Origin of the sequence: Halomonas flagellata (assembly GCF_022487945.1) — a bacterium.
GTDB classification, from domain to species: domain Bacteria; phylum Pseudomonadota; class Gammaproteobacteria; order Pseudomonadales; family Halomonadaceae; genus Halomonas; species Halomonas flagellata.
This window is the reverse complement of the sequence record NZ_JAKVPY010000008.1, coordinates 28,656-52,990: the sequence shown is the minus strand read 5'-3', so window position 1 is coordinate 52,990 and position 24,335 is coordinate 28,656. Positions and strand designations below refer to the sequence as shown.

General features: G+C 68.1%; 26 protein-coding genes. 13 read left to right on the top strand and 13 right to left on the bottom strand.

Translation table 11 applies throughout. The features are described from left to right. The first annotated feature begins 126 nt into the window (after nucleotides 1–126). From MKP05_RS08355 to ruvX, 5 genes are all read left to right on the top strand, one after another. Nucleotides 127–870, top strand: coding sequence for a CvfB family protein (locus MKP05_RS08355; RefSeq protein ID WP_240567890.1), 744 nt, complete (start codon nucleotides 127–129; stop codon nucleotides 868–870). A gap of 282 nt (nucleotides 871–1,152) precedes the next feature. Then, a complete protein-coding gene (gene gshB / locus MKP05_RS08350) occupies nucleotides 1,153–2,109 on the top strand; it encodes a glutathione synthase (protein WP_240567889.1) in 957 nt (318 codons plus the stop codon). A gap of 3 nt (nucleotides 2,110–2,112) precedes the next feature. Then, a complete protein-coding gene (locus MKP05_RS08345; RefSeq protein ID WP_240567888.1) occupies nucleotides 2,113–3,030 on the top strand; it encodes an energy transducer TonB in 918 nt (305 codons plus the stop codon). Nucleotides 3,031–3,047: 17 nt separating this feature from the next. After that, nucleotides 3,048–3,605 (top strand): YqgE/AlgH family protein, encoded by a 558-nt coding sequence (locus MKP05_RS08340; protein ID WP_240567887.1) that lies wholly within the window; start codon nucleotides 3,048–3,050, stop codon nucleotides 3,603–3,605. Further along, nucleotides 3,605–4,048, top strand: coding sequence for a Holliday junction resolvase RuvX (gene ruvX / locus MKP05_RS08335; RefSeq protein WP_240567886.1), 444 nt, complete (start codon nucleotides 3,605–3,607; stop codon nucleotides 4,046–4,048). Before MKP05_RS08340 ends, ruvX begins: the two co-directional genes overlap by 1 nt. 21 nt (nucleotides 4,049–4,069) lie before the next feature. On the opposite strand, the gene MKP05_RS08330 is transcribed toward ruvX, so the two are convergent. Beyond that, the gene (locus tag MKP05_RS08330; protein ID WP_110284463.1) at nucleotides 4,070–4,717 is read right to left on the bottom strand and encodes a hypothetical protein; all 648 of its coding nucleotides are present in this window, start codon (nucleotides 4,715–4,717) and stop codon (nucleotides 4,070–4,072) included. A 153-nt stretch (nucleotides 4,718–4,870) separates the two neighbouring features. Further along, nucleotides 4,871–5,899, bottom strand: a complete 1,029-nt coding sequence (pyrB, locus tag MKP05_RS08325) for an aspartate carbamoyltransferase (RefSeq protein ID WP_240567885.1) — start codon at nucleotides 5,897–5,899, stop codon at nucleotides 4,871–4,873. Between the two features lie 186 nt (nucleotides 5,900–6,085). Between pyrB and MKP05_RS08320 the strand changes: the two genes are divergently transcribed. Continuing rightward, nucleotides 6,086–6,526 (top strand): hypothetical protein, encoded by a 441-nt coding sequence (locus MKP05_RS08320; RefSeq protein ID WP_240567884.1) that lies wholly within the window; start codon nucleotides 6,086–6,088, stop codon nucleotides 6,524–6,526. Nucleotides 6,527–6,630: 104 nt separating this feature from the next. Here the strand turns inward: MKP05_RS08320 and MKP05_RS08315 are convergent, their stop codons facing one another. Continuing rightward, entirely contained in the window at nucleotides 6,631–7,398 is a 768-nt protein-coding gene (locus MKP05_RS08315; RefSeq protein ID WP_240567883.1) for a helix-turn-helix transcriptional regulator, read from the bottom strand. A 120-nt stretch (nucleotides 7,399–7,518) separates the two neighbouring features. Here MKP05_RS08315 and MKP05_RS08310 point away from each other — a divergent pair, with 120 nt between their 5' ends. From MKP05_RS08310 to MKP05_RS08300, 3 genes are all read left to right on the top strand, one after another. Next, on the top strand, nucleotides 7,519–9,204 hold the full coding sequence (locus MKP05_RS08310) for an FAD-dependent monooxygenase (protein ID WP_240567882.1): 1,686 nt from the start codon (nucleotides 7,519–7,521) through the stop codon (nucleotides 9,202–9,204). A gap of 2 nt (nucleotides 9,205–9,206) precedes the next feature. Beyond that, nucleotides 9,207–9,410 carry a hypothetical protein gene (locus MKP05_RS08305; RefSeq protein ID WP_240567881.1) on the top strand — a complete coding sequence of 68 codons (204 nt, stop codon included), beginning with the start codon at nucleotides 9,207–9,209 and terminating at the stop codon, nucleotides 9,408–9,410. A gap of 148 nt (nucleotides 9,411–9,558) precedes the next feature. Then, nucleotides 9,559–10,014, top strand: coding sequence for a hypothetical protein (locus MKP05_RS08300; RefSeq protein ID WP_240567880.1), 456 nt, complete (start codon nucleotides 9,559–9,561; stop codon nucleotides 10,012–10,014). Between the two features lie 136 nt (nucleotides 10,015–10,150). Here the strand turns inward: MKP05_RS08300 and MKP05_RS08295 are convergent, their stop codons facing one another. The 7 genes from MKP05_RS08295 to MKP05_RS08265 form a co-directional block, all read right to left on the bottom strand. After that, nucleotides 10,151–11,374 (bottom strand): multidrug effflux MFS transporter, encoded by a 1,224-nt coding sequence (locus tag MKP05_RS08295; protein WP_240567879.1) that lies wholly within the window; start codon nucleotides 11,372–11,374, stop codon nucleotides 10,151–10,153. Nucleotides 11,375–11,494: 120 nt separating this feature from the next. Next, complete coding sequence (maiA, locus tag MKP05_RS08290; protein WP_240567878.1) at nucleotides 11,495–12,139, bottom strand: maleylacetoacetate isomerase; 645 nt, start codon at nucleotides 12,137–12,139, stop codon at nucleotides 11,495–11,497. A gap of 10 nt (nucleotides 12,140–12,149) precedes the next feature. Then, nucleotides 12,150–13,169, bottom strand: coding sequence for a fumarylacetoacetate hydrolase family protein (locus tag MKP05_RS08285; RefSeq protein ID WP_240567877.1), 1,020 nt, complete (start codon nucleotides 13,167–13,169; stop codon nucleotides 12,150–12,152). 84 nt (nucleotides 13,170–13,253) lie between these two features. Next, nucleotides 13,254–14,564: a homogentisate 1,2-dioxygenase gene (hmgA, locus tag MKP05_RS08280; RefSeq protein ID WP_240567876.1), complete on the bottom strand. Its 1,311-nt coding sequence runs from the start codon at nucleotides 14,562–14,564 to the stop codon at nucleotides 13,254–13,256. A 14-nt stretch (nucleotides 14,565–14,578) separates the two neighbouring features. Continuing rightward, entirely contained in the window at nucleotides 14,579–14,803 is a 225-nt protein-coding gene (locus tag MKP05_RS08275) for a DUF2783 domain-containing protein (RefSeq protein ID WP_240567875.1), read from the bottom strand. Beyond that, entirely contained in the window at nucleotides 14,790–16,514 is a 1,725-nt protein-coding gene (locus tag MKP05_RS08270; RefSeq protein WP_240567874.1) for an FAD-dependent oxidoreductase, read from the bottom strand. Before MKP05_RS08270 ends, MKP05_RS08275 begins: the two co-directional genes overlap by 14 nt. Nucleotides 16,515–16,590: 76 nt before the next feature. Then, on the bottom strand, nucleotides 16,591–17,559 hold the full coding sequence (locus MKP05_RS08265; RefSeq protein WP_240567873.1) for an MBL fold metallo-hydrolase: 969 nt from the start codon (nucleotides 17,557–17,559) through the stop codon (nucleotides 16,591–16,593). A gap of 392 nt (nucleotides 17,560–17,951) precedes the next feature. Between MKP05_RS08265 and MKP05_RS08260 the strand changes: the two genes are divergently transcribed. Genes MKP05_RS08260 through MKP05_RS08245 form a run of 4 tightly spaced genes read left to right on the top strand, consistent with a single transcriptional unit; the run spans nucleotide 17,952 to nucleotide 21,416 of the window. Continuing rightward, nucleotides 17,952–19,001 carry a TRAP transporter substrate-binding protein gene (locus MKP05_RS08260; RefSeq protein WP_240567872.1) on the top strand — a complete coding sequence of 350 codons (1,050 nt, stop codon included), beginning with the start codon at nucleotides 17,952–17,954 and terminating at the stop codon, nucleotides 18,999–19,001. 19 nt (nucleotides 19,002–19,020) lie between these two features. After that, entirely contained in the window at nucleotides 19,021–19,560 is a 540-nt protein-coding gene (locus MKP05_RS08255; RefSeq protein ID WP_110284486.1) for a TRAP transporter small permease, read from the top strand. After that, entirely contained in the window at nucleotides 19,557–20,852 is a 1,296-nt protein-coding gene (locus tag MKP05_RS08250; protein ID WP_110284487.1) for a TRAP transporter large permease, read from the top strand. The genes MKP05_RS08255 and MKP05_RS08250 overlap by 4 nt, the downstream gene beginning before the upstream one ends. A gap of 51 nt (nucleotides 20,853–20,903) precedes the next feature. After that, nucleotides 20,904–21,416 (top strand): MarR family winged helix-turn-helix transcriptional regulator, encoded by a 513-nt coding sequence (locus MKP05_RS08245; protein ID WP_240567871.1) that lies wholly within the window; start codon nucleotides 20,904–20,906, stop codon nucleotides 21,414–21,416. A gap of 102 nt (nucleotides 21,417–21,518) precedes the next feature. On the opposite strand, the gene MKP05_RS08240 is transcribed toward MKP05_RS08245, so the two are convergent. From MKP05_RS08240 to serA, 3 genes are all read right to left on the bottom strand, one after another. Beyond that, entirely contained in the window at nucleotides 21,519–22,343 is an 825-nt protein-coding gene (locus MKP05_RS08240; RefSeq protein WP_240567870.1) for an IclR family transcriptional regulator, read from the bottom strand. Nucleotides 22,344–22,577: 234 nt separating this feature from the next. After that, a complete protein-coding gene (locus MKP05_RS08235) occupies nucleotides 22,578–23,003 on the bottom strand; it encodes an EamA family transporter (RefSeq protein ID WP_240567869.1) in 426 nt (141 codons plus the stop codon). Nucleotides 23,004–23,078: 75 nt separating this feature from the next. Then, nucleotides 23,079–24,329 carry a phosphoglycerate dehydrogenase gene (gene serA / locus MKP05_RS08230; protein WP_240567868.1) on the bottom strand — a complete coding sequence of 417 codons (1,251 nt, stop codon included), beginning with the start codon at nucleotides 24,327–24,329 and terminating at the stop codon, nucleotides 23,079–23,081. Nucleotides 24,330–24,335: the final 6 nt, after the last annotated feature.

Here is a 24,335-nt window from a genome sequence, read left to right as displayed (position 1 = left end):
GCTCGAGTCTAGCCGCTCGGCGGATCACATTCATTCGACGCATGGCACGCACGCAGTACCCTTCGGCGGCCCGGGTGGCCGCCGTTTTTGTCATAATGGCAGCACACTTCCGCTGGAAATCGCGCCATGCCTGACTCCCGAGACCCCCGCCCCGGCCATGGGCCGCGCCCTGCCGCTTCGCCCGGTACACGCTCAGCCCGCCGTTATCGGGCCCCGAAGACGGCGGTCGGCGAGGTCGCCTACCTCGAGGTGGTCACGGTCAACGACACCGGCGCCTTCCTCGACTGGGGCCACCCCCGCGACCTGCTGCTGCCCTATGGCGAGCAGCACTTCCGCCCCTCGGTGGGCAAGCGGGTGCTGGTGATGATCTACGAGGACCAGCAGGGACGGCCGGTGGCCACGCAGAAGCTCGACCGCTTCGTCCAGGACGAAGCGGTGGGGCTGGCGCCGGGCGACGAGGTGACGCTGGTGATCGCCGACCAGACCGACCTCGGCTTCAAGACGGTGGTGAACCACCGCTTCTGGGGGCTGCTCTACCGTGACGACGTGACCCGGCCGCTGCGCCGCGGCCAGCGCGTCACCGGCTTTATCAAGCGGCTGCGCGACGACGGCCGGCTGGATCTCTCGCTGCTGCCCCCGGGCGAGGCGCGCCTCGACGTGGTGGGCGAGCAGGTGCTCCAGGCGCTGCGCACGAGCGGCGGCTTTCTGCCGCTCTCGGACAAGAGCAATGCCGGCGAGATCAAGGCGCGTCTGGGGGTGAGCAAGAACGCCTTCAAGCAGGCGATCGGGCGGCTCTACAAGCGGCGGCTGATCGTCATCGAGGCGGCCGGCATCCGGTTGGTGCCCGAAGGACATTCGGACGAAGCGTAGGCGCTATTCGACCCCGTGGCTATCTCTGCCAGGGCAATCGCTTGAGGGGCGCCGGGGACAGGTCGCAGCGAGGGTCTTTTTCCAGGGAAGGAAAAAGTAGCGTACAGGGAGGTATTTACAGCGCCCTCGCGGAGACCTGTCGCCGGGATAGCCCCGATCCCACCGAGGTGGCAAGGAGGCGTTGGCTGCGATTGCCGTGGGCGCTATTCGGCCTGCCTTGGTCTGGCCACCGGCGGTGCGGCATACTGGCGGCATTCACTCCCTGAACCGGAATCCGACTCGATGAGCGAACGCGCCCTCAAGGTGGGTGTGGTGATGGATCCCATCGCCGACATCGCCTACAAGAAGGACACCACCATGGCCATGCTGTGGGCCGCCCGGGACCGCGGCTGGTCGCTGCACTACCTGGAGCAGGAGGACCTCTTCCTGCGCGAAGGCCGTGCCTTCGGCCGCATGCGTGACCTCGCGGTGCACCGCGACCCCACCCACTGGTATGACCTGGGCGAGCCCGAGCCGAGGCCGCTGGCCGAGCTCGACGTGATCCTGATGCGCAAGGATCCGCCGGTGGACGCCCACTTCCTCAACGCCGTGCATCTGCTGGGCTTCGCCGAGCGCGAGGGCGTGCTGGTGGTCAACCCGACCCGGGCGCTGCTCGAGTGCAACGAGAAGCTCTTCGCCCAGCAGTTTCCCCAGTGCTGCACCCCGACCCTGGTCTCCTGCAGCGAACCGGTGCTGCGGGCCTTCCATGCCGAACACCGGGACGTGATCTTCAAGCCGCTGGACGGCATGGGCGGCAGCGGGATCTTCCACGTGCAGCCGGAGGGCCGCAACCTCGGCGCCATCATCGAGACCCTCACCGAGCGCGGCCAGCGCCAGATCATGGCCCAGCGCTATATCCCCGAAATCAGCGATGGCGACACCCGTATCCTGCTGGTGGAGGGAGAGCCGGTGCCCTTCGGCCTCGCCCGGCTGCCCATGGCCGGGGAGACGCGGGGCAACCTGGCCGCCGGCGGCACCGGCATCAGCCGCGAGCTCACCGCGCGCGACCACTGGCTGGTCGAGCAGGTGCAGCCGATGATCCACGAGAAGGGGCTGATGTTCGTCGGCCTCGACGTGATCGGCGACTACATCACCGAGATCAACGTGACGAGCCCCACCTGCGTGCGCGAGATCGACGACCAGCGCGGCACCGACATCGCCGGCCTGCTGATGGACGCCATCGAGCGCCGCCTGGGATAAGCCATGACGATCCATGTCAGCGACCCCATCCAGTACGCCCCGGTCACCAGGCCGCATCGCCGCTGGCTGGCCTGGTCGCTGGCTCTGCTGCTGCACCTGGCGGTGATCGGCATCGTGGCGAGCTGGCAGTTTGCCCCGGCCCCGGCCGAGCGCACCAGCCTCGACGTGGTGCTGGTGGCTCGCTCCTCGGACACGCCCGTCGAGGCCGAGGCGATCGCCGAGGCCGATCAGCAGGCTCGCGGCGAGCAACAGGAGGAGGTGCCCGCCGAGTCCCGCGCCGCGCCCATGGACGACCTGCCCGTGCTGCAGGAGACGGACAGCGCGGTGGATCCGGCCACGCCCGCCGAGCCCGAGCAGGCCGCCGAACTGGAGCAAGACGAGCCCGAGGCCGCGCCGCCGGCGGCCGAGGCGCCGAGCGAGATCGACACTCCCCCCGAGCCCCGGGCCAGCGCCCCCCAGGCGGCGGAGACGCCAGCGGTGCCCTCCGCGGCGGCCCCCTCCGCCTCCGGCCGCGACCTGCTGGCCCAGGCGACCACCAGCATCCGCGAGCAGGGGCTCACGCCGGAGGCGCAAGGGCCCGAGGGCGACGCCAGCCAGCAGGCCGCCCGGCGTGCCGCCGAGGCTCGCTACATCGACGACTGGACCCGCCGCGTCGAGGACTACGGCAACCGGGTGCACCCGGCGCCGCGCCATCTGCACGGCCAACTGCGCATTCGTGTGGTGATCGACCGTGATGGTCAGCTACTTCAGGCAGAGGTGGTACAATCCTCGGGACACCCCGAACTCGACCAGGCGGCACTGGATACCGTGCACGGCGCGGCACCCTACCGGCCCTTCGACCGCGGCATGGGTGAGCTCGACAGCCTGTCCATCACGCGCGTCTGGCGGTTCGGCCAAGGCAATCATTACGGCGTGCGTTAGGACCGCCGGGGAGTCCCATGCAAAGCTTGAAAAACCACTTCCTGATGGCGATGCCGCACCTGGAAGACCCCAACTTCGCTGGCAGCCTCAGTTACCTCTGCGACCATGACGACAACGGCACCATGGGGGTGATCGTCAACCGGCCGCTGGAATTGACCCTCGACGCCCTGTTCGAACAGCTGGAGCTGGGTGGCGAGGCGAGCCCGTATCGCAATGCTCCGGTCTACTATGGTGGTCCGGTGCACAAGGATCGTGGTTTCATCCTGCACCGCGGCACCAGCGACGTCTGGGATTCCAGTATCCAGGTGGCCGAGGGCATCGCCCTGACCACGTCCATGGACATGCTCCAGGCGCTGGCGGCGGGCGAGGGCCCGGAGCAGTTCCTCGTCTGTCTCGGCTGCGCCGGCTGGGAGTCCGGCCAGCTCGAGACGGAGCTGATGGACAATGCCTGGCTCACCGTGGAGGGGCGTGCCGACATCCTCTTCGAGGTGCCCCCGGAGCAGCGTCTCTCCGCCGCCGCCGGCATCCTCGGCATCGACCTCAACCTGATGACCCGCGAGGCGGGGCACTCCTGATGGCCGAGGCCGGCCAGCGCCTGATCCTCGCCTTCGACTTCGGCACCCGGCGCATCGGCGTGGCGGTGGGCAACGAGATGATCCGCAGCGCTCGGCCACTCGATCCGCTGCCGGCCCGCGACGGCATTCCCGACTGGGCGGTGGTCGCGCGGCTGGTGGAGGCGTGGCGCCCCGACCTGTTCGTGGTGGGGCTGCCGCTGGAAGTGGACGGCAGCGAAGCGGAGATGTGCGCCCGTGCGCGCAAGTTCGGCAAGCGGCTCTTCGGCCGCTACGGCATCCCCTGCGAGATGGTCGACGAGCGCGGCTCCACCCGCGAGGCCAAGGCCATCGCCCGGGAGGCGGGGCACCGTGGCAACTACCGCGACGAGGGGGTCGATGGCATCAGTGCGGTGCTGATCCTCGAGAGCTGGTTCGCCCGCCGGGAGGGCCTGCCGCCAGGCTGAGGCCGGCAGCGGCCCGGCCGGTCATGCCGGGCTGGTGCCGCCGCCGGTGTACTTGTCGGCGAAGTCGCGCACCGAGATGCAGGTGAACTTCTCGATGAAGAACGCCAGGGTCGCCGGGCAGGTGAAGCGTTCCTCGAACCTCTCCACTTCCGCTTCCCGCTGCCGCACCACGCTGGCGCGGTACTCGTTGCCGGCCTTCTGGACCCTGACGGTCGCCTGACGGTCCTCCGCCTGCTTCTCCACCATCAGCTCGGGCTGCGCTTCCAGCAGCTCGCCCAGCAGCTTGCCGCCCTCGAGTTCCTCCGGTGAGGCCCAGAGCGCCTGGTCGCGATCGCCGTAGCGGTAGAGGAGGATCATCAGCAGCAGCGAGAAGATGGTGCTGGTCAGCATCCAGGTGATCTCGGTGCCCGACGGCGACGCCGCGAAGACCAGGAACAGCTGCACCGCCGCCGCAACGCCCAGCAGGCAGGCGAAGGGGCGCCACATGCGCGGATTCATGAACCCCTTCTTGAGGATATAGCCCCATAGCCCGACCACGCCCAGGGCGCCCACGGCGAGTTGCGGCAGGGCCAGCAGGGTGCCGCCGCCGGCGAGCAGGGCGATCAGTCCGATCAGCAGGAGCAGGCTATAGAAAGCCGCCAGCAGAACATATGCGCGGTGCAGAGTCATGGGCGTAACGCCTCCCTTCGTTATGGGTTGCCGGGGCCGGCAACACGTCTTGTTGTCCGCAGGGTCGGCGGCCCCGTCGCGGGCCGCCGCTTCAGCTTCGCATATTCCCCGGCGCACATCAGCATAGGCGATGGACGGCGACCCGCCGCGTGATCAGAAGGGGGCGTCGTCAACGCCCACACGGCCGGGCACGAACCAGCGAACGGGGCGCAGGTCCTTCTCGATCAGCTCCTCGACCTGCAGCAGGGTGGCGAAGATCGCCATGCGCACCGGGATGCCGTTGTCGGTCTGGCGGAAGATCGCCAGGCGCGGGTCGCCGTTGAGGTCCACGTCGAGGTCGTTGGCATCGGGGCGGCTGTCCCGCGGCAAGGGGTGCATGACGATGGTGGTGTCCGAGCAGCGGGCATCGAGGAAGGCGCGGTCCACGGTGAAGTCCCGCGACAGGCTGAAGCCCTCGCTCATCTCGGCGGTGAAGCGCTCCTTCTGGATGCGCGTGGTGTAGACCACGTCGAGGTCGGAGAAGTCGCTGGCCAGGCTGTCGCGTTGCTCCACCCGGTGGCCGCGGGAGGCGACAAGGTCGATCAGGTGGCTCGGCATTTCCAGCCCCGGGGGGGCGACCAGGGTGAGACGCATCGGGGCATAGAGCGAGAGCAGCTTGATCAGCGAGTGGACGGTGCGGCCGTACCGGAGGTCGCCGGTGAGCAACACATGGGCGCCCGCCAGCGACTTGCCGAGGCGAGTGAACTCCTTGTCGATGGTATAGAGGTCGAGCAGCGCCTGGCTGGGGTGCTCGCCGGGTCCGTCGCCGCCGTTGATCACCGGGACATGGGTCGCCGCGGCGAATTCGGCCACCGAGCCCTGCTCCGGGTGGCGCATCACGATGGCATCGCAATAGCCGCTCATCACCCGGCTGGTGTCGTAGAGCGACTCCCCCTTGGCCATGGAGGAGAAGGTGAAGCCGGTAGTGTCGCAGACGCTGCCGCCCAGCCGGCAGAAGGCCGCGTTGAAGCTGACCCGGGTGCGGGTGCTGGCCTCGAAGAAGAGGTTGCCGAGCACCGCGCCCTCCAGCACCCGGGTGACCTGGCGTCGGCTGGCGATGGGCTCCATGCGCGCGGCGACCCGCAGCAGGTGATCGACATGGTCTCTGGACAGGGAATCGACGGAGAGCAGGTGGGAACTCATCGAGGGCCTCGGCTGGCAGCGGGGACATGAACTGGGCGCTAGTGTAACCCCGCGGGGCGTTCGCTTCACGAGCTAGCCGCCGTGCGGGCGATTCCGTTTCAAGTGAAACAAGTTTGATGCGGGTCAAGGCACAGCATCGCCGAGCGGACGATACTCATCTCGAACCGCCATCAAGGGAGACCGATCATGGCCGACATCGACACCCCCCCGCGCCGCCCGTCCTGGTGGAAGCGCCTCGGCGAGCACTGCTACCGGGCGTCCACTCCCCAGCTGGTGCGCGATATGCAGCACGAATCCAGCGGGGCCTTCGATGCCCTGGTGAAGGACCTCGAGGCGCCACTCGAGGTCGGCTTCGAGCGTGAAGTGGCCAGGCAGATGAACCAGGGGGCCTACCTGGCCTTCGTGCCGTCCGAGACCCTGATGCCGGTGATGATGCAGCGCTTCGGCCTCGAGGCCTCGCGCATTGCCGAGGACAGCGACCTCCAGGCGATGCGCCGGACCTGCAACGCCTGCCCGGTGGCCGGCCGCTGCTGGCGCGCCATGCGCCGCGATGCCGGCGTCGAGGAGTGTCGTGGCTTCTGCCCCAACGCCGAGGCGTTCGACCGGCGGGCGGCCGTGGCAGGGTAGATCGTTCATTCCGGGAGTCCCCTCGAACCCTGGCCTCAGCGCCGGGGTTCATCACTCTCAGCCATCGCGTCGGCAGGGCCTTGGGCCTGACTCTCAAGGAGCGGTTATTGCCGCCGACACAGCGCCACCAGCCGCGCCTTGGACGGCACGCCGAGCTTGGCGTAGGCGCGCTTGCGGTAGGTTTCCGCGGTCGACACGGCGATATCGAGCTCGGCGGCGGCGGTCTTGAGGGTGTGGCCGCGCAGCAGGAAGAGGCAGAGCTGGCGCTCGCGCTCCGAGAGCGGGGCGAGCACGGCGGCCTCCTCGGCGCTGGGCTGCTGGGAGACGGGGCGGGCGGTCGCGTAGTGGCGGCGTATCAGGCTGGCGAGCAGCGGTGCCATGGCGTCCAGGCCGGCCAGGTCGGCCGTCGAGAAGGCGCCGGTATCGCGGCCGCGATAGAGATTGAGGGTATAGGCGACCTCGGCCTCGCGGACGGTCAGGGCGACCTTGTCCACCAGGTCGGGGAAGGCGAACAGGTGGCCGCGGTAGGCCGGTGGCATCTCCTCGGCCCGCATCGGGGCGAGCCCCACCCGGGGGGCATCGTCGCTGGCCTGGCGCAGCCCCCGGTAGTTGGGATCCTGGCGGAACAGGCCGTCGGTATAGAGCCGGGCCAGGCGTCCGGCAATGCGCGGCTGGCGCTCGTTGGCGGCCAGCAGACAGTCGACCCCGTCCTCGTCGTCGTAGGCGAAGATCATGCACTGCTCGATGCGCGCCGTGTCACGCAGCAGTGCCAGCAGGTGGGTCTCGAAGGCCGGATCGCCCAGGGCCTCGATGCAGGCGGCCACGGAGGACATCAGGGAGGGCCAGTCCGACGGGGGGCGAGGGGCGGTCATGCGGTCTCTCCTGGGCGGTGCTGCCGTCACTTGTCCCGGCTTTTACGGGACAGGCATGGGGCTCTCGGCGGGATATGCTGCGTGATAGCTGATCCGACAACCATAACAGGAGCCCGCCCCATGCGACCCGCCGGACGCGCCGAGACCGACTCGCTCTATTTCGATTATCCCCATTTCCCCTTCGTCCGTCCTCCCGAGCTGGATGGCCGGGCCGTGCGCCACCGCGTGGCCATCGTCGGCGCCGGCCCGGTGGGCGTGACCGCCGCCCTGGAGCTGGCCCGTCACGGCATCGAATCGGTGGTGCTCGACGACAAGGCCACCGTCAACGACGGCTCCCGGGCGATCTGCATTTCCCGCCACAGCCTCGAGATCCTGCAGCAGCTCGGCGTCGACGAACGCTTCACTGCCAAGGGGTTGGGCTGGACCCGGGGCCGCACCTATTTCCGCGACCGCGAGATCTATCGCTTCGAGATGCCGCATTCCGACCAGGAGCGCTTCTACCCGATGGTCAACCTGCAGCAGCAGTACATCGAGCAGTTCCTGATCGACAAGGCCGAGGAGAGCGACCTCGTCGAGCTGCGCTGGCAGAGCGCGGTGACCGGTGTCAGCCAGGACGACCGGGGCGTGACCCTGGAGGTGACCACGCCGGAGGGCGACTACCGGCTCGAGGCCGACTACCTGCTGGCCGCCGACGGGGCCCGCAGCGTGGTGCGCAAGGCCTTCGACCTGTCGCTGCACGGCGAGGCCTACGAGGGGCGCTACGTGATCGCCGACGTGCGAATGAAATCGGACTTCCCCACCGAGCGCCGCGCCTTCTTCCACTCCTCGGCGCTGCCCGACTCCACCCTCCTGGTGCACAAGCAACCCGACGATATCTGGCGCATCGACTACCAGCTCGGCCCCGACGAGGATCCCGAGCAGGCGGTGGAGGAGGCCAACATCCGCGAGCGGGTCGCCACCATCATCGCGATGCTCGGCGAAGAGGGCGGCTGGGAGCTAGAGTGGTGGAGCCTCTACAAGGCCCACACCCTGGCGCTCGACGACTATCGCCATGGCCGGGTGCTGTTCATCGGTGACAGCGCCCACCTGGTGCCGATCTTCGGCGTTCGCGGGCTCAACAACGGCCTGGCCGATGCGGTCAACGCCGGCTGGAAGCTGGCCCGCGTGCTCCAGGGGCAGGCCCTGGACCGGCTGCTCGACAGCTACACACCGGAGCGCCGTGGCGCCACCCTGGATGTGTTCGCCAATGCCGGCAGGAGCACCCGCTTCATGACCCCACCGACTCGCGGTTATCGGCTGATGCGCGACGCCGCCTTGGCACTGGCCTTCCACAACGACTACGCCAGCGGTTTTGCCGACCCGCGCCAGGTCACCCCCTACACCTATGCCGAGAGCCCCTTGACCCTGGCCGACCGTGACGCCTTCAGTGCCGGCCCGATCCCGGGGGCGCCGCTGATCAATCGCCGCCTGGGCGAGGACGACTTCCTGCTCGACCACCTGGGCCGGGGCTTCACCCTGTTGCTGTTCAGCGAGGACGGCCGCCTGCCGGACGACCTGGACAAGCGCCTGGTGGACCTGCGGGCCCGCGACCCCGAGTTCACGGTCGTGACCCTCAGCCGCCAGGTGGCTGAGGAGGGCCCGGGCCCCATCCTGCCGGACCCCGACGGCGATCACTTCGCCGCCTATGGGGCCACGAACGGCACGGCCTATCTGGTCCGCCCGGACCGCCATGTGGTGGCGCGCTGGCAGCGCCTTGATCCCGCCGCCCTCGATACCGCTCTGATGACCGCCCTGGGAGGAGAATGATCATGACCACACCGACACTACCCTTCGCCGACCTGGAGCAGGTCTACGAGCAGCTGGCCACCACCCTGGATGCCCTGCCCGAGGCGCAGGAGCGCCTGTTCCTCGCCCAGCTGGCGCTGGCCCTGGCGCATCGGGTGCCCGATGTCGCTCACGTGATGGCCGCCATCGAGGAGGCGCGGCGCGGCACCGAGACCGCCACCGGCTGACGCCCGGCACGTCGCGCCGCTGGCCGGGGCCTCGCGGGCACCCGCCCGGGCGAGTGTTCGCTTCGCCTGCGTCCGGCATGATATCGGTCAAGGCGGAGGTGGAACGGGAGGGCGATACTGAGGAATGAATCGGCAGAGGAGAGCGCTGATGACCTCCCCCGTGCACCCCATCGACCCCACGTCCCCGTCCGCCGGCGAGGAGCGCATCAGCGATTACCTCGAGGGCCAGCGTGCCCTGCTCGAGCTCAAGTGCTGTGCCCCGAGAGCGCTGAGTGTGCTGATTCATGACCTGTCACAGCCGATGAGCCGCTCCCTGGAGCAGGCGCTGGCGCGCAGCCTGGCCGCCGGCGAGATCCCGGGTTTTCGGCCTACCGATACCCTGATGCCGCCGATGATGGAGCGCTTCGGGCTCCCCCCGGCCGCCCTCGCCAAGGACCCGGCCATCCACGCCCTGCGCACCACCTGCAATACCTGTGCGAGGGTGGGAACCTGCTGGCTGGCCCTGCGTCACGGGGCGTCGCGGGAGGAGTGCCGCGGTTTCTGCCCCAATGCCGAGGCCTTCGAGCGCCGGGCGCCACCGGCTGGGAGCGACGCGTCCGGGTAGGCCCGTGCCCATCAGTGCGGCATTGTGGTACCCCGTCAGTCCACTGCACTTGAACGAGCGGAGACAGCAGCTCCCAGCGGAGGGCCTTGGGCACGACCACGCGGGCCATCGAGACACTCCGGCCCGAGGGCTGGGCTCATGCCCGATTTCGAGACTGCTCGGCGGCGGGTACGGCGCAGGGGGCCGACCTCACTAGCCCCAGGTAGGCCACCAGCGCCAGCATCCCACCGAGGCCGATGGCAATGGCCATGGTGCGCGAGGTGCCGTCGTGGAACTGGCCGACCAGGGCGCCGCCCAGGGCGGCGATGGTCATCTGCAGGAAGCCGAACAGCGAGGAGGCCGAGCCGGCGATGCGGGGGTTGGGGGCGAGCGCCCCGGCCATGCTCTGGGGCATGACGATGCCGAAGCCGATCAAGTAGAGCATGTGGGGCCCGATCACCGCCCAGGGGGTGAAGACCCCGGCCAGCGCCAGGGCCGCCATGCTGCTGCCACCCAGGGCACACAGCAGGGCGCCCAGCTGGATCAGGCGGTCATGACCCAGGCGGCGGCTGTAGCGTCCGCTGAGCAGGGTGCCGGTGAAGAAGCCGCCGACGATCAAGGTAAAGAGCACGCCGTAGAGGGGGGGCGCCACCCCCATGAACTCGATCAGCACGAAAGACGAACCGGAGAGGAAGGCGAACATTCCGGCGAAGGCGGCGGCGTTGGTCAGGGTGTAGCCGACGAAGGCGCGCTGGCCGAGCAGCAGGTGGAAGTTGGCGAGGATCGCCCGGGGGCTGGTCGACTGGCGATACTCGGGGGGCAGGGGCTCCGGCAGCAGGAAGACCAGGATCAGCAGCATCACCGCGGCATACAGGGCCAGCAGCACGAACACCGACGCCCAGCCGAAGAGCAGCAGCAGCCCGGCGCCGATGACCGGGGCGAGCGCCGGGGCGAGCGCCATGGTGCTGGCCATGTAGGAGAGCACCCGCCCCGCCTCCAGGGGGCCATGGATGTCGCGCACCGCGGCCCGCCCCAGCACCGGCCCGGCGGAACCGCCGAAGGCCTGCAGGAAGCGTCCCACCAGCAGCCACTCGATGCTCGGCGCGAAGGCGCACAACAGGCTGGCGACGAGGAACAGCGCGAAGCCGGCGATCATCACCGGCTTGCGGCCGAAGCGGTCGGCGATGGGGCCGCAGATCAGCTGGGCCAGGGCGAAGCCGGCCATGTAGAGGCTCAGGGTCAGCTGTATCTGGTCGGGACCGGTGTCGAGGGCGGCGGCCATTTCCGGCATGGCCGGCAGGTACATGTCGGTGGCCAGTGGGCCCAGGGCGGTCAGCGCGGCGAGCACCACCACGGTGGCGGGAGAGGTCAACCTTAGCACCCGGTTCTCCTTGGGCGGCGCCGCGTTGCGCCGTCCCATCTCAAGGCGGTGGAACGAGAAGCGGGCGCGATTCGATGCCAACAGGAATCGCGCCCGCTTTGTTAGCTCGCTTATTGTAACTCAGCTCGCGTCAGGCTGCGCCCCCGGTGCCGCCTGCTGGAAGGCCTCCTGGGCATGGCAGTTGGCGACGATGCGCCGGATCCGCGGGTAGGCCGAGAGGTCGCACTCGAAGCGCTCGGCGTTGTACACCTGCGGCACCAGGCAGATGTCCGCCAGGGTGGGGGCGTCGCCGTGGCAGAAGTCGCCGCTGCCCGCCTCACGGGAGAGCATCGCCTCCAGGGCGTCGAACCCTTCGGTGATCCAGTGGCGGTACCAGGCCAGCTTGGCGTCGTCGTCCAGCTTCAGTTCATGGACGAGGTACTTGAGGATACGCAGGTTGTTGAGCGGGTGGATCTCGCAGGCCACCAGCTGGGCCAGGGCGCGGACCCGGGCGCGCTCCGCCGGGTCGATCGGCAGTAGCGGCGGTTCGGGGTAGCGCTCCTCCAGGTACTCGCAGATCGCCAGCGACTGGGTCAGATGGGTGCCATCGTCGATGGAGAGCAGCGGCACTAGCCCCTGGGGGTTGAGGGCGCGGAAGGCGTCTCCGCGCTGCTCGCCCATGACCAGGTTGACCAGGGCCTGGTCGTACTCCAGGCCCTTGAGGTTCAGGGCGATGCGCACCCGATAGGCGGCCGACGAGCGGAAATAGCCGTAAAGCGTCGTCATGGCTCGCTCCTTACTTGGGTTGATATTTCACTACCTGCTGGTCGATGGCGCCGAAGATGCTCTTGCCCTCGCGGTCGAACATCTCGATGCGCACCCGGTCGCCGAAGCGCATGAAGGGGGTCTTGCTGTCACCATGCAGGATCTTCTCCACCATGCGGACCTCGGCCAGGCAGCTGTAGCCCACGCCGCCATCCGACACCGGCTTTCCGGGGCCGCCGTCGGGATCCGGGTTGGAGACGGTGCCCGAGCCGACGATGGCACCGGCGCCCAGGTAGCGGGTCCGGGCGGCATGGGCCACCAGCTGCGGGAAGTTGAAGATCATGTCCGGGCCGGCCTCCGGCTCGCCGAACTTTTCGCCGTTGAGGTGCACGGTCAGCGGCAGGTGGACCTTGCCGTCCCGCCAGGCGTCGCCCAGCTCGTCCGGGGTCACGGCGATCGGCGAGAAGCTCGAGGCCGGCTTGGCCTGGAAGAAGCCGAAACCCTTGGCCAGCTCGCCGGGGATCAGGCCGCGCAGGCTGACGTCGTTGACCAGCATCACCAGCTTGATATGGCCGGCAGCCTGCTCGGGCGTCACCGCCATGGGCACGTCGTCGGTGACCACGGCGATCTCGCCCTCGAAGTCGATGCCGTGCTCCTCGCTCACCGCCTCGATGTCCTCGGTGGGGGCGAGAAACTTGTCGCCACCGCCCTGATACATCAGCGGGTCGGTCCAGAAGGTCTCGGGCATCTCGGCGTTACGAGCCCGTCGCACCAGCTGGACGTGGTTGAGATAGGCCGAACCGTCGGCCCAGTGGTAGGTCCGCGGCAGCGGCGAATGCAGGGCGGCCTGGTCGAGGTCGAAGGCGCCCTCGGCCTGGCCGTCGTTGAGCTTGGCGTAGAGCGCCTCCAGCTGCGGAGCCAGGGCATCCCAGGCCTCGATGGCCTGCTGCAGGGTGGCGGCGATACCGGTGGCGCGCACCGCGCGGGTCAGGTCGCGTGAGACCACGATCAGTTCGCCGTCGCGGCCGTTCTTGAGGGTGGCGAGTTTCATCGTCTTTCGATCCTTGTCGTCAGGGGCGAGGCCCTTTCTTCGGGGGCCTCGCGAACGTGGGCCGTGTCGCTCAGGGCCCATACCTCAGGGCTTGGTCGGGTCGAAGTGTGAGCGCAGGGTCGACCAGACGTCCACGTAGTCGCGCTGGCGATACTCCGTGGCAAGCGCTGCCTCGGTGGGGTGATAGACGTAGCGGCTCTCGAACATGAAGGCGAGGGTATCACCCAGATACTGCGGCTTCAGCTCGGCATTGGAGGCCTTCTCGAACGTTTCGGCATCAGGGCCGTGGGGCGACATGCAGTTGTGCAGGCTGGCGCCGCCCGGCAGGAAGCCTTCGGCCTTGGCGTCATATTCACCGTGGATCAGGCCCATGAACTCGCTCATCAGGTTGCGGTGGAACCAGGGCGGACGGAAGGTGTTCTCGGCCACCATCCAGCGCGGCGGGAAGATGACGAAGTCCAGGTTGGCCATCCCCGGGGTGTCGGAGGCCGAGGTCAGTACGGTGAAGATCGACGGATCGGGGTGGTCGAAGCTCACCGTGTTGATGGTATTGAAGTTGGCCAGGTCGTACTTGTAGGGCGCGTAGTTGCCGTGCCAGGCGACCACGTCCAGCGGCGAGTGATCCAGCCGGGTCGCCCAGAAGCGGCCGGAGAACTTGGCCACCAGGGAGAAATCACCTTCGACATCTTCGTAGGCGGCCACGGGGCTCCGGAAGTCACGCGGGTTGGCCAGGCCGTTGGCGCCGATGGGGCCCAGGCCGGGCAGTTCCAGCGGGCTGCCGTAGTTCTCGCAGATATAGCCGCGGGCGGCGCCCGTGCCCTTGGCCAGGCGCACCTGAAACTTGATGCCGCGGGGGATCACCGCGATCTCGCCACCCGCCACCTCGAGCTCGCCGAGCTCGGTGCGCAGGCGCAGGGTACCGAGCTGCGGCACGATCAGCAGCTCGCCGTCGGCATCGTAGAAGAAGCGGTCGGTCATGTCGCGGTTGAAGGCGTAGATATGCACGCCAACACCACACTGGGCGCCGGCATCACCGTTGACGGCGATGGTCAGCAGGCCGTCGATGAAGTCGGTGGGCTCGCCGGGCTGGGGGGCCGGATCCCAGCGCATCTGGTTGGGGTCGGCGGCGGGCTTGTCCAGCGGCGAGGTGTGAACCTGATGGTTCTCCAGCGGCTGATAGGCGCTCTGTACCACGGACGGGCGGATACGATAGAGCCAGCTTCTCAGGTTCTGGTGGCGGGGCGCCGTGAAGGCCGAGCCGGTCAGCTGCTCGGCATAGAGGCCGTAGGCGCAGCGCTGGGGCGAGTTCTGGCCCTCGGGCAGGGCGCCGGGCAGCGCCTCGGTGGCGAAGTGGTTGCGGAAACCGCTCTGGTACTGAAGCGTCTCGGTGGTCATGGCAGTATCCTCTCTCAGCGCTGTTCTTGTTGGGCCGATGCCGAGTCGGCGGCCTGGCCGGCGATGGCCAGCGCCTCCTCGAGCGCCTGCTGGTCGCCGACGTGGTTGGCCAGCAGCAGGATCAGCCGGGCGTTGATGCGTTCGCTCTCTTCCTCGCTGCGTTCCCGGTGCGCTTCGGTCAGCGCGGCGTAGAAGGCGTCCGGGTCGGTGAAGTTCGGGTTCAGTTCAAGCCGTGGCATGGCGGTCTCCCTGAATTTGGAAAAGAGGGGCAAGGTGGGTGCCCAGGGCGCGGTCCAGTGCAGCGCCGACCGCCTCGGCCGACACCTCGGTCCAGCGGGCGGTCACGTGCTGGTCGGGGCGGAACAGGTAGCTCGCGCCGGGGGGCAGTCCGTAGCGCTCGGCCACCAGGCCCTCGGCATCCTCGATCAGGGTGGTGCGTGGCAGGCTCGCCAGGGCATGGGAGGCGGGCCCCATCACCAGCAGGTCCAGGTCGGGCTGGCGATCCAGCAGCCCCTCGAGGTCGGCGCTCAGCTTCTCGGCCTCGGGGGTATCGACCCGGCCGTCGAGGAGCAATACGAAGCGGTTGCCGATCTGGTTAAGCAGCCAGGCGTCGCTGCCCTCGAGGCGTATCGGGGCGTCCTTGGCCGGGCTGCCAGGGCGCAGATCGAGCGGCATCCCCTCGGCATCGGGGCCATTGAGCGGCGAGTCGTCGTAGCGGCAGGGCATCGACAGCCTGCCGCTGTTGACCAGGCTGCGTGCAAAGGGATACTGCTCCGCCAGCTCCAGGGTGGTGTCGCGGAACAGCCGGCTGACGCGGCTCTTGGGCGTGATGAAATCGGTGGCCCGGGTCGAGTTGAGGATGTTCTCCGCCGCACCGTGCTGGCGTTCGGTGTTGTAGGTCTCAAGCAGCGCCGCGGGAGCCTGGCCCTTGATCACCCTGGCCAGCTTCCAGGCCAGGTTGTCGATGCCTTGGGCGCCACCGTTGGCACCGCGGGCGCCGAAGGGCGAGACCTGATGAGCGGCGTCGCCCATGAAGAACACGCGCTGATGGATGAAGTCATCCATCTTGCGGCAGCGGAAGGTATAGACGCTGGCCCACTCCAGCTCGAACTCTACCTCCTCACCGAGCATCGCCTGCACGCGGGGGCGGATGTTCTCCTCCTTCTTCTCCTCTTCCGGGTCGGCGTCCCAGCCGAGCTGGAAGTCGATGCGCCAGACGTTATCCGGCTGCTTGTGCAGCAGCACCGACTGGCCGGGGTGGAAGGGCGGGTCGAACCAGAACCAGCGTTCGGTGGGGAAGTCGGCCTTCATGATCACGTCGGCGATCAGGAAGCGGTCCTGGAAGATCTGGCCCTTGCACTCCAGGCCCAGCTGGTCACGGATCTTGCTGTTGGCGCCGTCGGCTACCAGCAGGTAGTCGCAGCTGAGCCGGTAGTCACCGTCCTGGGTGGCGATCGTCACCACGCTATGGTCTGGTCGGCTGTCCACTGCGGTGACCCGGTTCAGCCAGCGCAGGTCGATGCGGTCGGCGAGCTCCTGGGCGCGATCGACCAGGTACTCTTCCAGGTAGTACTGCTGCAGGTTGATGAAGGCCGGCACGCGGTGGCCTTCCTCGGGCAGCAGGTTGAAGTCATAGACCTCGCGATCCTGGAAGAAGACGCGGCCATGCTGCCAGGTGACCCCCTTGTCGAGCATTGGCTGGGCGGCCCCCAGGCGGTCCATGATCTCCAGGGTGCGCTTGGCGAAGCAGATCGCCCGTGAGCCCACGCTGACGGTGTTGTTGTCGTCCAGCACGATGCTGTCGATGCCCTGCTGGGCCAGGTCGATGGCGGCGGTCAGCCCCGAGGGGCCCGCCCCGACGATCACCACCGGGCAGTGGCGTATCTCGCTGAGGTCCAGTTCGGGCGGGCGTCGATAGGGGTAGACGGGATTCTTGTAGGTCTTCGGCATGAGTGGCTCCCACGGCATCGCCGGGGCAGGAGCCCCCGGCGAGCTTGTCTCGATCCGGACCGGGTCCGGACAGCGGTTACTGGTTCTCGACGACGTCCTGCAGCGAGTGCCACATGTCGTTATCTCGCTCGGCGGTCCAGATGCGCGGGTCGGGGTACTCGCCACCCGCCTCGTCATAGCAGCGGGTGATATCGAAGGGCAGGCAGTGATCGAAGATTACCCAGTGGCCGTACTTGGGCTTGAGCTTGGCGTAGGTCTCGGCGTAGCACTCGGACAGCGACTTGCCGGCGGCCTTGCCGGCCTTGACGCTCTCGTACATGTCGGCGAGGAAGTCGCGAGTGCCCTGGATGGCTTCCTGGCACTGCGCGGGGCTCTGCAGGGCGTCGCCGCGGCCCGGCACCAGTTTCTGCGGGGCCATCGCCTGCAGGCGGTCCAGGGTGGCGGGCCAGTCCTCGTGGTAGGCGTCGCCGGTGTAGGGGGTGGCGCCGTATTCGACCAGGTCGCCGGAGTACATCACCTTCTCCTCGGGCAGCCAGACGATGGTGTCGCCCTTGGTGTGGCCGCGGCCCAGGTGGATGATGCGCACCTCGCGCTTGCCCATGAACACGGTCAGTTCCTGCTGGAAGACGATGTTCGGCCAGGTCAGGCCGGGCACGGAGTCGACGCCCTTGAACAATCGCGGGAAGCGGCCGACCTCGGACTCGTAGTCCTGCTGGCCGCGCTCCTTGATCAGGTCATAGGTGTTCTGGCTGGCGTAGATGTTCTCGGCGTAGTAGGCGGAGGCCCCCAGCACGCGCACGGCATGGTAGTGGGTCATCACCACGTGCTTGATCGGCAGGTCGGTGACCTCGCGGATCCGGCGGATGACGTCCTGGGCCATGATCGGGGTGGCCTGAGTGTCGATGACCATCACGCTGTCGTCGCCGATGACGATGCCGGTGTTGGGGTCGCCCTCGGCGGTGTAGGCGTAAAGGCCTTCGGCCAGCTTGTCGAAGCTGATCTGCTTCTCTTCGGTATCGGCGTGCGAGGCGAATTTCTTGCTCATGGTTCCTCCGGTGTCGTCGGGCTGGGCCCGGTCGGCGTTGTCTCTGCCATTGGCTCGGCCAGTGGCAAGATAATAGTTGCTTGTGAAACTGGTTGTCCAGCCGTCCTCGGGACTTTCACGGGTGTTAAGGGCTGTTGTGTGTAGTAACCCGCTGTGGTCGCTGGCTTTCATCTCACCATTAGACTTAAGTTTAAGCCGTCTTGGTGCCTTTATGGTTGCACAGGAGACTAATTGGCAGGCAAGGTGTGCGCAACAGACACTGGCTCCGCGGCCCCGGCCAAGCAGGGCCCTCTGGTGGCATTCACCATCACTGCGAGGTCACCACGATCTCACCACCTCACTACAAGAACGGGCGGCACCCTGGCCGCCATCCCGTGACGACGGAGGACACAATGAACAAGACCATCGGACTGATGTTGGGCACCCTGGCCGCGGCGACCCTGAGCTCGCAGGTCCTGGCCCAGACCACCATCAACGTCAGCAGTTGGGGCGGGCCCAACCACGGCATCAATACCATTGTCTGGCCGACCTGGAAGAGCTGGATCGAGGAGGCCACCGAGGGGCGCGTGACGCTCCAGGTCACCGAGGACCTGGGGCCGCCCGCGGCCCAGATGGCACTGGTCGCCGACGGCGTCGCTGATGCCAGCTGGATCTTCCACGGCCACATGGCCGGGCGCTTCGCACTGACGCAGCTGCCGGAGTTTCCCACCTTCGAGGACTTCTCCTCCGAAGCCGCTTCCGCCGCCTACTGGCGCACCCACCAGGAGCACCTGGCCCAGGCCAACGAGCACAGGGGGTTGGAGGTCATGGCCGTGGGCGTGCATGGCCCCGGCCAGATCTTCACCGGTGAGCAGGTCGAGAGCCTCGACGACCTGATCGGCAAGCGCCTGCGCGTGGGTGGTGGAGTGATGACCGAGCTGGCCAACGCCATGCAGGTGACCGGCGTGGCGCTGCCGCCCACCGGTGTCTACGAGGCGGCTTCCCAGGGGGTGATCGACGGCGCCATGCTGACCCTCGAAGGGCTGCGCAGCTTCCGCGTGGCCGAGGTGCTGCCCAATACCCTGCAGGTCGACGGCGGCTTCTACCGCGGCAGTTTCGCCATCATCATGAATCCGATGGTCTGGGACCAGGTCTCCGCCGAGGATCGCGAGGCCATCGAGGCGGTCTCGGGGGAGTCCCTCTCACGGCTGTTCGGCTACATGATGGATGTCTCCGACGAGCGCGGCGTCGCCTTTGCCGAGGAACTAGGCAATACCTTCACCCAGGCCTCCGAGGCGGATATCGCCATGCTCCGGGACGTCAACGACGAGTTGATCGACCAGTGGGCCGACAAGGTCAGCCGTGGCGACCTGGATGCCCGGGAGGCGCTGAGCTTCTTCCGCGAGCAGCTGGCCGTGGCGGCCGAAGGCGACAGCATCGAGTCACGCGTGGCGCAGGAATAACCCCCGTCAGGAGCTGACCATGACTAGCATGTCGACCCCCTGGCCGCGCGTCGGTCGGGCCATGCAGCTGGGGCTGGAAGGGGTGGCGGGCGCCACCCTCTTCGCCATGATGCTGCTGACCACCGCCGACGTGACCGGCCGCTACTTCTTCAATTCACCGATCCTCGGTGCCGTCGAGCTGACCCAGCTGATGCTGGCGGCGGTGATCTTCCTGTCGCTGCCGGTGGTGTGCTGGCGCGAGGAGCATGTCAGCGTCGACCTGCTCGACGCGATCTTTCCGGCGCGCTGGATCTGGCTGCGTCAGGTGATCGTCAACCTGATCGTCACCGCGGCGCTGTGGGTGATGGCCGGGCGCGTCTGGGCGCTGGGCGTGCGGGCCTTCGAGTGGGGCGACGTCACCGAGTTCCTGCGCATCCCGACCGGCTACCTGATCTACCTGATGGCGATCATGCTGGCGGTCTCCGCGCTGCTCACCCTGGGCCGCGCGCTGGGCTATCTGCTCGAGGGCGTGGGCGCGGTCGCACGCGGTGGGCCACTGAGCCCGGGAGGCGATAAATGATCGAGTCACTCTACGGCTTCGCCGCCCTGCTGCTGCTGGCCTTCCTGCGCGTCCCGCTGGCGTTCGCCATGGGCATCGTCGGTTTCGTCGGCTTCTACTACCTGACCGGCAACTGGAGCGCCGCCGAGGCGATGGCCGCGCGGCGGGTGGTGGACACCGGCATGGACTACGGCCTGTCGGTGATCCCGCTGTTCATCCTGATGGGCAACTTCGTCTCCCATGCCGGGCTGTCGGATGCGCTGTTCCGTGCCTCCAACGGCTTTCTCGGTCACCGCAAGGGCGGCCAGGCGATGGCCACCATCGTCGCCTGCGGCGGCTTCAGCGCGATCTGCGGTTCGAGCCTGGCCACGGCGGCGACCATGGGACGGGTGGCGATGCCGCAGATGCGCAAGTACGGCTACAAGGACTCGCTGGCCGCGGCGTCGATCGCCGCCGGCGGCACCCTGGGCATCCTGATCCCGCCCAGCGTGATGCTGGTGATCTACGGCATCCTCACCGAGACCAGCATCCGCGAGCTGTTCGCCGCGGGCTTCATTCCCGGGATGGTCGGCATCCTGTTCTACCTGGTGGCGGTGAAGTGGGTGCTGTGGCGCGACCCGGACGCCGGCCCGGCCGGCGAGACGGTGCCCTGGGCCGAGCGGATCGCCGCGCTCAAGAACGTGGGCAGCACCCTGGCGCTGTTCGTGCTGGTGATCGGCGGCATCTACCTAGGGGTGTTCACGCCCACCGAGGCGGCCGGCATCGGCGCCATGGGGGCCTTCCTGATCGCCCTGGCCAAGCGGGCACTGAGCCCGCGGGTGGTGATGAATGTGCTGATGGACACGGTGCGCACCACCGCGATGCTGTTCGCGGTGGTGCTCACCGCGCTGATCTTCGCCAACTTCATCAACCGCGCCGGGCTGCCCACTGACCTGCTGGCGCTGGTCAACGGGCTCGACGTGGCGCCGTTCGTGGTGATCCTGGTGATCCTGGCGATCTACGTGTTGCTGGGCTGCGTGTTCGAGAGCATGTCGATGCTGCTGCTGACGGTGCCGGTGTTCTTCCCGGTGGTGGCGGGGCTGGGCTACGACCTGGTGTGGTTCGGCATCCTGGTGGTGATCGTGATCGAGATCAGCCTGATCACGCCACCGGTGGGGATGAACGTCTTCGTGCTGCGGGCGGTGCTGCCGGACGTGTCGACGGGGACGATCTTCCGCGGGGTGACGCCGTTCTGGATGGCGGGCACGGCGCGCGCGTTGCTGGTGCTGGTGTTCCCGGGTATCGTGCTGTTCCTGCCGCAACTACTCTACTGACTTCGCCGGGCGACAGGGCCGGCGTATCGTGATCGACAGGGAGATCGCTTGATGGACCGCAAGCAAGTGCCGCTGGCTCCGGAAGACGAGCGGCAGGGCGCCAACCGGGCAGGGCTGTCCACCAAGCCCGAGCTGGACCTCGACCAGTTCCTGCCCTATCGGCTCAACAGCCTGGCCGATCGCATCAGCGACGAACTGGCGAGAATGTACGAGGAGCGCTACGCGCTCAACGTGGCCCAGTGGCGGGTGCTGGCCTGGCTCAGCCACCGCGACCTGCTCAATGCCAAGCAGATCTGCGAGGCGACGCGCATGGACAAGGCGCGGGTCTCGCGGGCGGTACAGGCGCTGGTGGATCGTGGCCTGATCAGCCGCAGCCCCTCGAGCCGGGACCAGCGGCTGCATGACCTGCGCCTCACCGAGGCGGGGCAGGCACTGCTCGCCGAGCTGATTCCCGAGGCCCAGGCCTGGGAGGCCGAGCTGGTGGCGACCCTTACCGCAGGCGAATATCGCGACCTGCTTCACGCCATGCGCAAGCTGGAGCGCCAGCTCGAGCGTATCGGCTAGCGCTGCACCCCGTACCGATTACCTCCTCTCTGCGCCCGGCCCTTCGGCCGGGCGCACTGCGTTTCACGAGGTCGGGTCGGCAAGGCTGCTCAGCCGACCTGTTCAGACCTCCGGCACCCGGCCGCCCAGGCGTGCGGAGATCTCGGCGGCGGTCTCGCGCACCAGCTCCCCCAGCTCCCCCAGCCGCGTCTCGGGAATGCGTGCCACCGGCCCCGAGACCGAGATGGCCGCCAGCGGAATGCCGTGCTCGTCGTGCAGGCAGGCCGCCACGCAGTGCAGGCCGATGGCATGCTCCTCGCGATCGCAGGCATACCCCTCGCGGCGGATCCGGGCGAGTTCCTCGCGCAGCGACTCGGGGGTGTACAGGGTGTTCTCGGTGACTCGGGTCAGGCCGCGTTCGGTGAGGACACGCTCGAACTCGTCGTCGGGCAGCCAGGCCATCAGGGCCTTGCCCACGCCGGAGGCGTGCAGCGGTGCCCGGGAGCCGAGCCGGGTGATCATGCGCATCATCTGCGGCGACTCGCTCTGGGCGAGGAACACCGCGGTGCTCCCGTCGCGGATGCCGAGGTTGGCGGTCTCGCCGGTCTGGACGGTGAGGCGGCGCAGGAAGGGGCGGCTGGCGCCGACGAAGTCGCGGGCCTCGAGGAAGCTGTTGCCGATGCGGAAGGTCTTGACGTCGATCTTCCAGAGCCCGAGCTCGTTGTCCTGGGTCACGAAGCCCTGGCTCTGCAGCGCCTGGAGCAGCCGATGGGTGGTAGAAGGCGCCAGGTCGGCCTGCTCGGCGATCTCCGAGAGCGCCAGGCCGCCGGGGCTGGCCGCCAGGCGCTCGAGCATGTTGAGCCCCCGTACCAGTGACTGGCTGTGACCGCTGGTGCTCTTGCCCGACCCGGCGGGCCGCCCCGCCGTTCTGCGCTTGCCTTCGCTCACCTGATGATCTCCCTCTCGTGCCGCGACAAAAGCCACAGCATACCCCGTCGGGGCGAGGCTGTCTCGGTTGCGGAAATGACTTCCATTCGGTGGGGGAGAGGCGCCTCCATGATGGCGGGCGGACTACCGGTGGCGTCGCTCCGAGCGATGTCGCCACCGAGGGGGCGCTGCCCGAGGAAGGCGTCGATGCCTTCGCCGGTATCCTTGGCCGTCATGATGGTCCCGGTCGCCCGCCTATTCCGGGGTGCGCAGGGCGGCCGCCTCGGCCTTGAGCCGGGCCAATCGGTCGCCGAACAGGTAGGCCCCGAGGGCCACCAGGATCAGGGCGGCGCCGATGAGCATCGAGGCGGAGGGCTGCTCCCGGTTCAGGGTCATGCCCAGTGTCAGGGCCAGCACCGGGGTGATCAGGGTGACCAGCGCCACGGTGGCGGCGGGCAGCCGCGAGAGGATCAGGAAGTAGCAGAGAAAGCCCAGCAGCGAACCGAACAGCGCCAGGTAGAGCACCGACCAGAGCCCGCGGGGGCTGAGCGGGATGGTCAGCGATTCGCCACTGGTCAGCCACAGGACGAGGAAGCAGGGCAGGCTGAAGGCCAGGGCCCCCAGGGTCTGCTCCAGCGGGCCGACGAGGAAGGCGATCAGATAGGCCGGTCCGGTCGGCATGTCGGAAGTCCTGTGGCGAAAAGCCGCCGCGTCGATGCGACGCGGCGGCTTGCTGTCACGGCCCGGGCGAGGGGGTCACTCCTCGTAGTTGGTCTCGGAGTAGAGCACGCGCACCCGCAGGGTGTGCTCGACATGGCGCAGGGCGTCGAGCGCCTGGCGGCCGTAGGCCTTGTCCACGTCGATGACCACGTAGCCGACCTTCTCGTTGGTCTGCAGGTACTGGCCGGAGATGTTGATGTCGTTCTCGGAGAGCACCCGGTTGATCTCGGAGAGCACGCCCGGCACGTTGTCGTGGATGTGCAGCAGGCGGTGCTTGTCCGGGTGGGCCGGCAGGGCGACCTCCGGGAAGTTGACCGAGGTGACGGTGGTGCCGTTGTCGGAGTAGGTGATCAGCTTCTCGGAGACCTCGATGCCGATGTTCTCCTGGGCCTCCAGGGTGGAACCGCCGACGTGCGGGGTGAGGATGACGTTGTCCAGGCCGCGCAGCGGGCTGACGAACTCCTCGTTGTTGCCCTTGGGCTCGACCGGGAAGACATCGATGGCGGCGCCATTGAGCTTGCCGGCGGAGAGCGCCTCGGCCAGCGCCTCGATCACCACCACGCTGCCGCGGGAGGCGTTGATCAGGATGCCGCCCTGCTTCATCAGGGCGATCTGCTCCTGGCCGATCATCCACTTGGTGGAGGGCAGCTCGGGCACGTGCAGGCTGACCACGTCGGCGCGGGCCAGCAGTTCCTCGAGGCTGGCCACCTGGCGGGCGTTGCCCATGGCCAGCTTGGCCACCACGTCATAGTAGATGACGTCGAAGCCCAGCGACTCGGCGAGCACCGAGAGCTGCGAGCCGATGCTGCCATAGCCGATGATCCCCAGGGTCTTGCCGCGCGCCTCGTGGGAGTTCCTGGCCGACTTCAGCCAGCCGCCACGATGGGCGTGGGCACTCTTCTCGGGAATGCCGCGCAGCAGCATGATCGCCTCGGCCAGCACCAGCTCGGCCACCGAGCGGGTGTTGGAGTAGGGGGCGTTGAACACCGGGATACCGCGGACGAGCGCGGCGGTCAGGTCGACCTGGTTGGTGCCGATGCAGAAGCAGCCTACGGCGACCAGCTTCTCGGCGGCGTCGAAGACGCGCTCGGTGAGCTGGGTGCGCGAGCGGATGCCGAGGAAGTGAACGTCGCGGATCTTCTCGATCAGCGTCTCCTCGTCGAGCGAGGTCGGCAGATGCTCGATGTTGGTGTAACCGGCGTTCAGGAAATTGTCCACCGCGCTCTGGTGGACGCCCTCGAGCAGCAGGATCTTGATCTTGCTCTTGTCCAGGGACGTTTTGGCCATGGTCGA

Bases quoted from the DNA above. Each gene is read 5' to 3' on its own strand.
- MKP05_RS08285 (WP_240567877.1), bottom strand. From the start codon at position 13,169: ATGAAACTCGCCACCCTCAAGAACGGCCGCGACGGCGAACTGATCGTG.
- hmgA (WP_240567876.1), bottom strand. From the start codon at position 14,564: ATGACCACCGAGACGCTTCAGTACCAGAGCGGTTTCCGCAACCACTTC.
- MKP05_RS08250 (WP_110284487.1), top strand. From the start codon at position 19,557: ATGATCGAGTCACTCTACGGCTTCGCCGCCCTGCTGCTGCTGGCCTTC.
- MKP05_RS08310 (WP_240567882.1), top strand. From the start codon at position 7,519: ATGCGACCCGCCGGACGCGCCGAGACCGACTCGCTCTATTTCGATTAT.
- MKP05_RS08355 (WP_240567890.1), top strand. From the start codon at position 127: ATGCCTGACTCCCGAGACCCCCGCCCCGGCCATGGGCCGCGCCCTGCC.
- MKP05_RS08340 (WP_240567887.1), top strand. From the start codon at position 3,048: ATGCAAAGCTTGAAAAACCACTTCCTGATGGCGATGCCGCACCTGGAA.
- maiA (WP_240567878.1), bottom strand. From the start codon at position 12,139: ATGACGACGCTTTACGGCTATTTCCGCTCGTCGGCCGCCTATCGGGTG.
- ruvX (WP_240567886.1), top strand. From the start codon at position 3,605: ATGGCCGAGGCCGGCCAGCGCCTGATCCTCGCCTTCGACTTCGGCACC.
- MKP05_RS08235 (WP_240567869.1), bottom strand. From the start codon at position 23,003: ATGCCGACCGGACCGGCCTATCTGATCGCCTTCCTCGTCGGCCCGCTG.
- MKP05_RS08265 (WP_240567873.1), bottom strand. From the start codon at position 17,559: ATGAGCAAGAAATTCGCCTCGCACGCCGATACCGAAGAGAAGCAGATC.
- MKP05_RS08300 (WP_240567880.1), top strand. From the start codon at position 9,559: ATGACCTCCCCCGTGCACCCCATCGACCCCACGTCCCCGTCCGCCGGC.
- pyrB (WP_240567885.1), bottom strand. From the start codon at position 5,899: ATGAGTTCCCACCTGCTCTCCGTCGATTCCCTGTCCAGAGACCATGTC.
- MKP05_RS08330 (WP_110284463.1), bottom strand. From the start codon at position 4,717: ATGACTCTGCACCGCGCATATGTTCTGCTGGCGGCTTTCTATAGCCTG.
- MKP05_RS08270 (WP_240567874.1), bottom strand. From the start codon at position 16,514: ATGCCGAAGACCTACAAGAATCCCGTCTACCCCTATCGACGCCCGCCC.
- serA (WP_240567868.1), bottom strand. From the start codon at position 24,329: ATGGCCAAAACGTCCCTGGACAAGAGCAAGATCAAGATCCTGCTGCTC.
- MKP05_RS08260 (WP_240567872.1), top strand. From the start codon at position 17,952: ATGAACAAGACCATCGGACTGATGTTGGGCACCCTGGCCGCGGCGACC.
- MKP05_RS08315 (WP_240567883.1), bottom strand. From the start codon at position 7,398: ATGACCGCCCCTCGCCCCCCGTCGGACTGGCCCTCCCTGATGTCCTCC.
- gshB (WP_240567889.1), top strand. From the start codon at position 1,153: ATGAGCGAACGCGCCCTCAAGGTGGGTGTGGTGATGGATCCCATCGCC.
- MKP05_RS08245 (WP_240567871.1), top strand. From the start codon at position 20,904: ATGGACCGCAAGCAAGTGCCGCTGGCTCCGGAAGACGAGCGGCAGGGC.
- MKP05_RS08320 (WP_240567884.1), top strand. From the start codon at position 6,086: ATGGCCGACATCGACACCCCCCCGCGCCGCCCGTCCTGGTGGAAGCGC.
- MKP05_RS08275 (WP_240567875.1), bottom strand. From the start codon at position 14,803: ATGCCACGGCTTGAACTGAACCCGAACTTCACCGACCCGGACGCCTTC.
- MKP05_RS08255 (WP_110284486.1), top strand. From the start codon at position 19,021: ATGACTAGCATGTCGACCCCCTGGCCGCGCGTCGGTCGGGCCATGCAG.
- MKP05_RS08305 (WP_240567881.1), top strand. From the start codon at position 9,207: ATGACCACACCGACACTACCCTTCGCCGACCTGGAGCAGGTCTACGAG.
- MKP05_RS08345 (WP_240567888.1), top strand. From the start codon at position 2,113: ATGACGATCCATGTCAGCGACCCCATCCAGTACGCCCCGGTCACCAGG.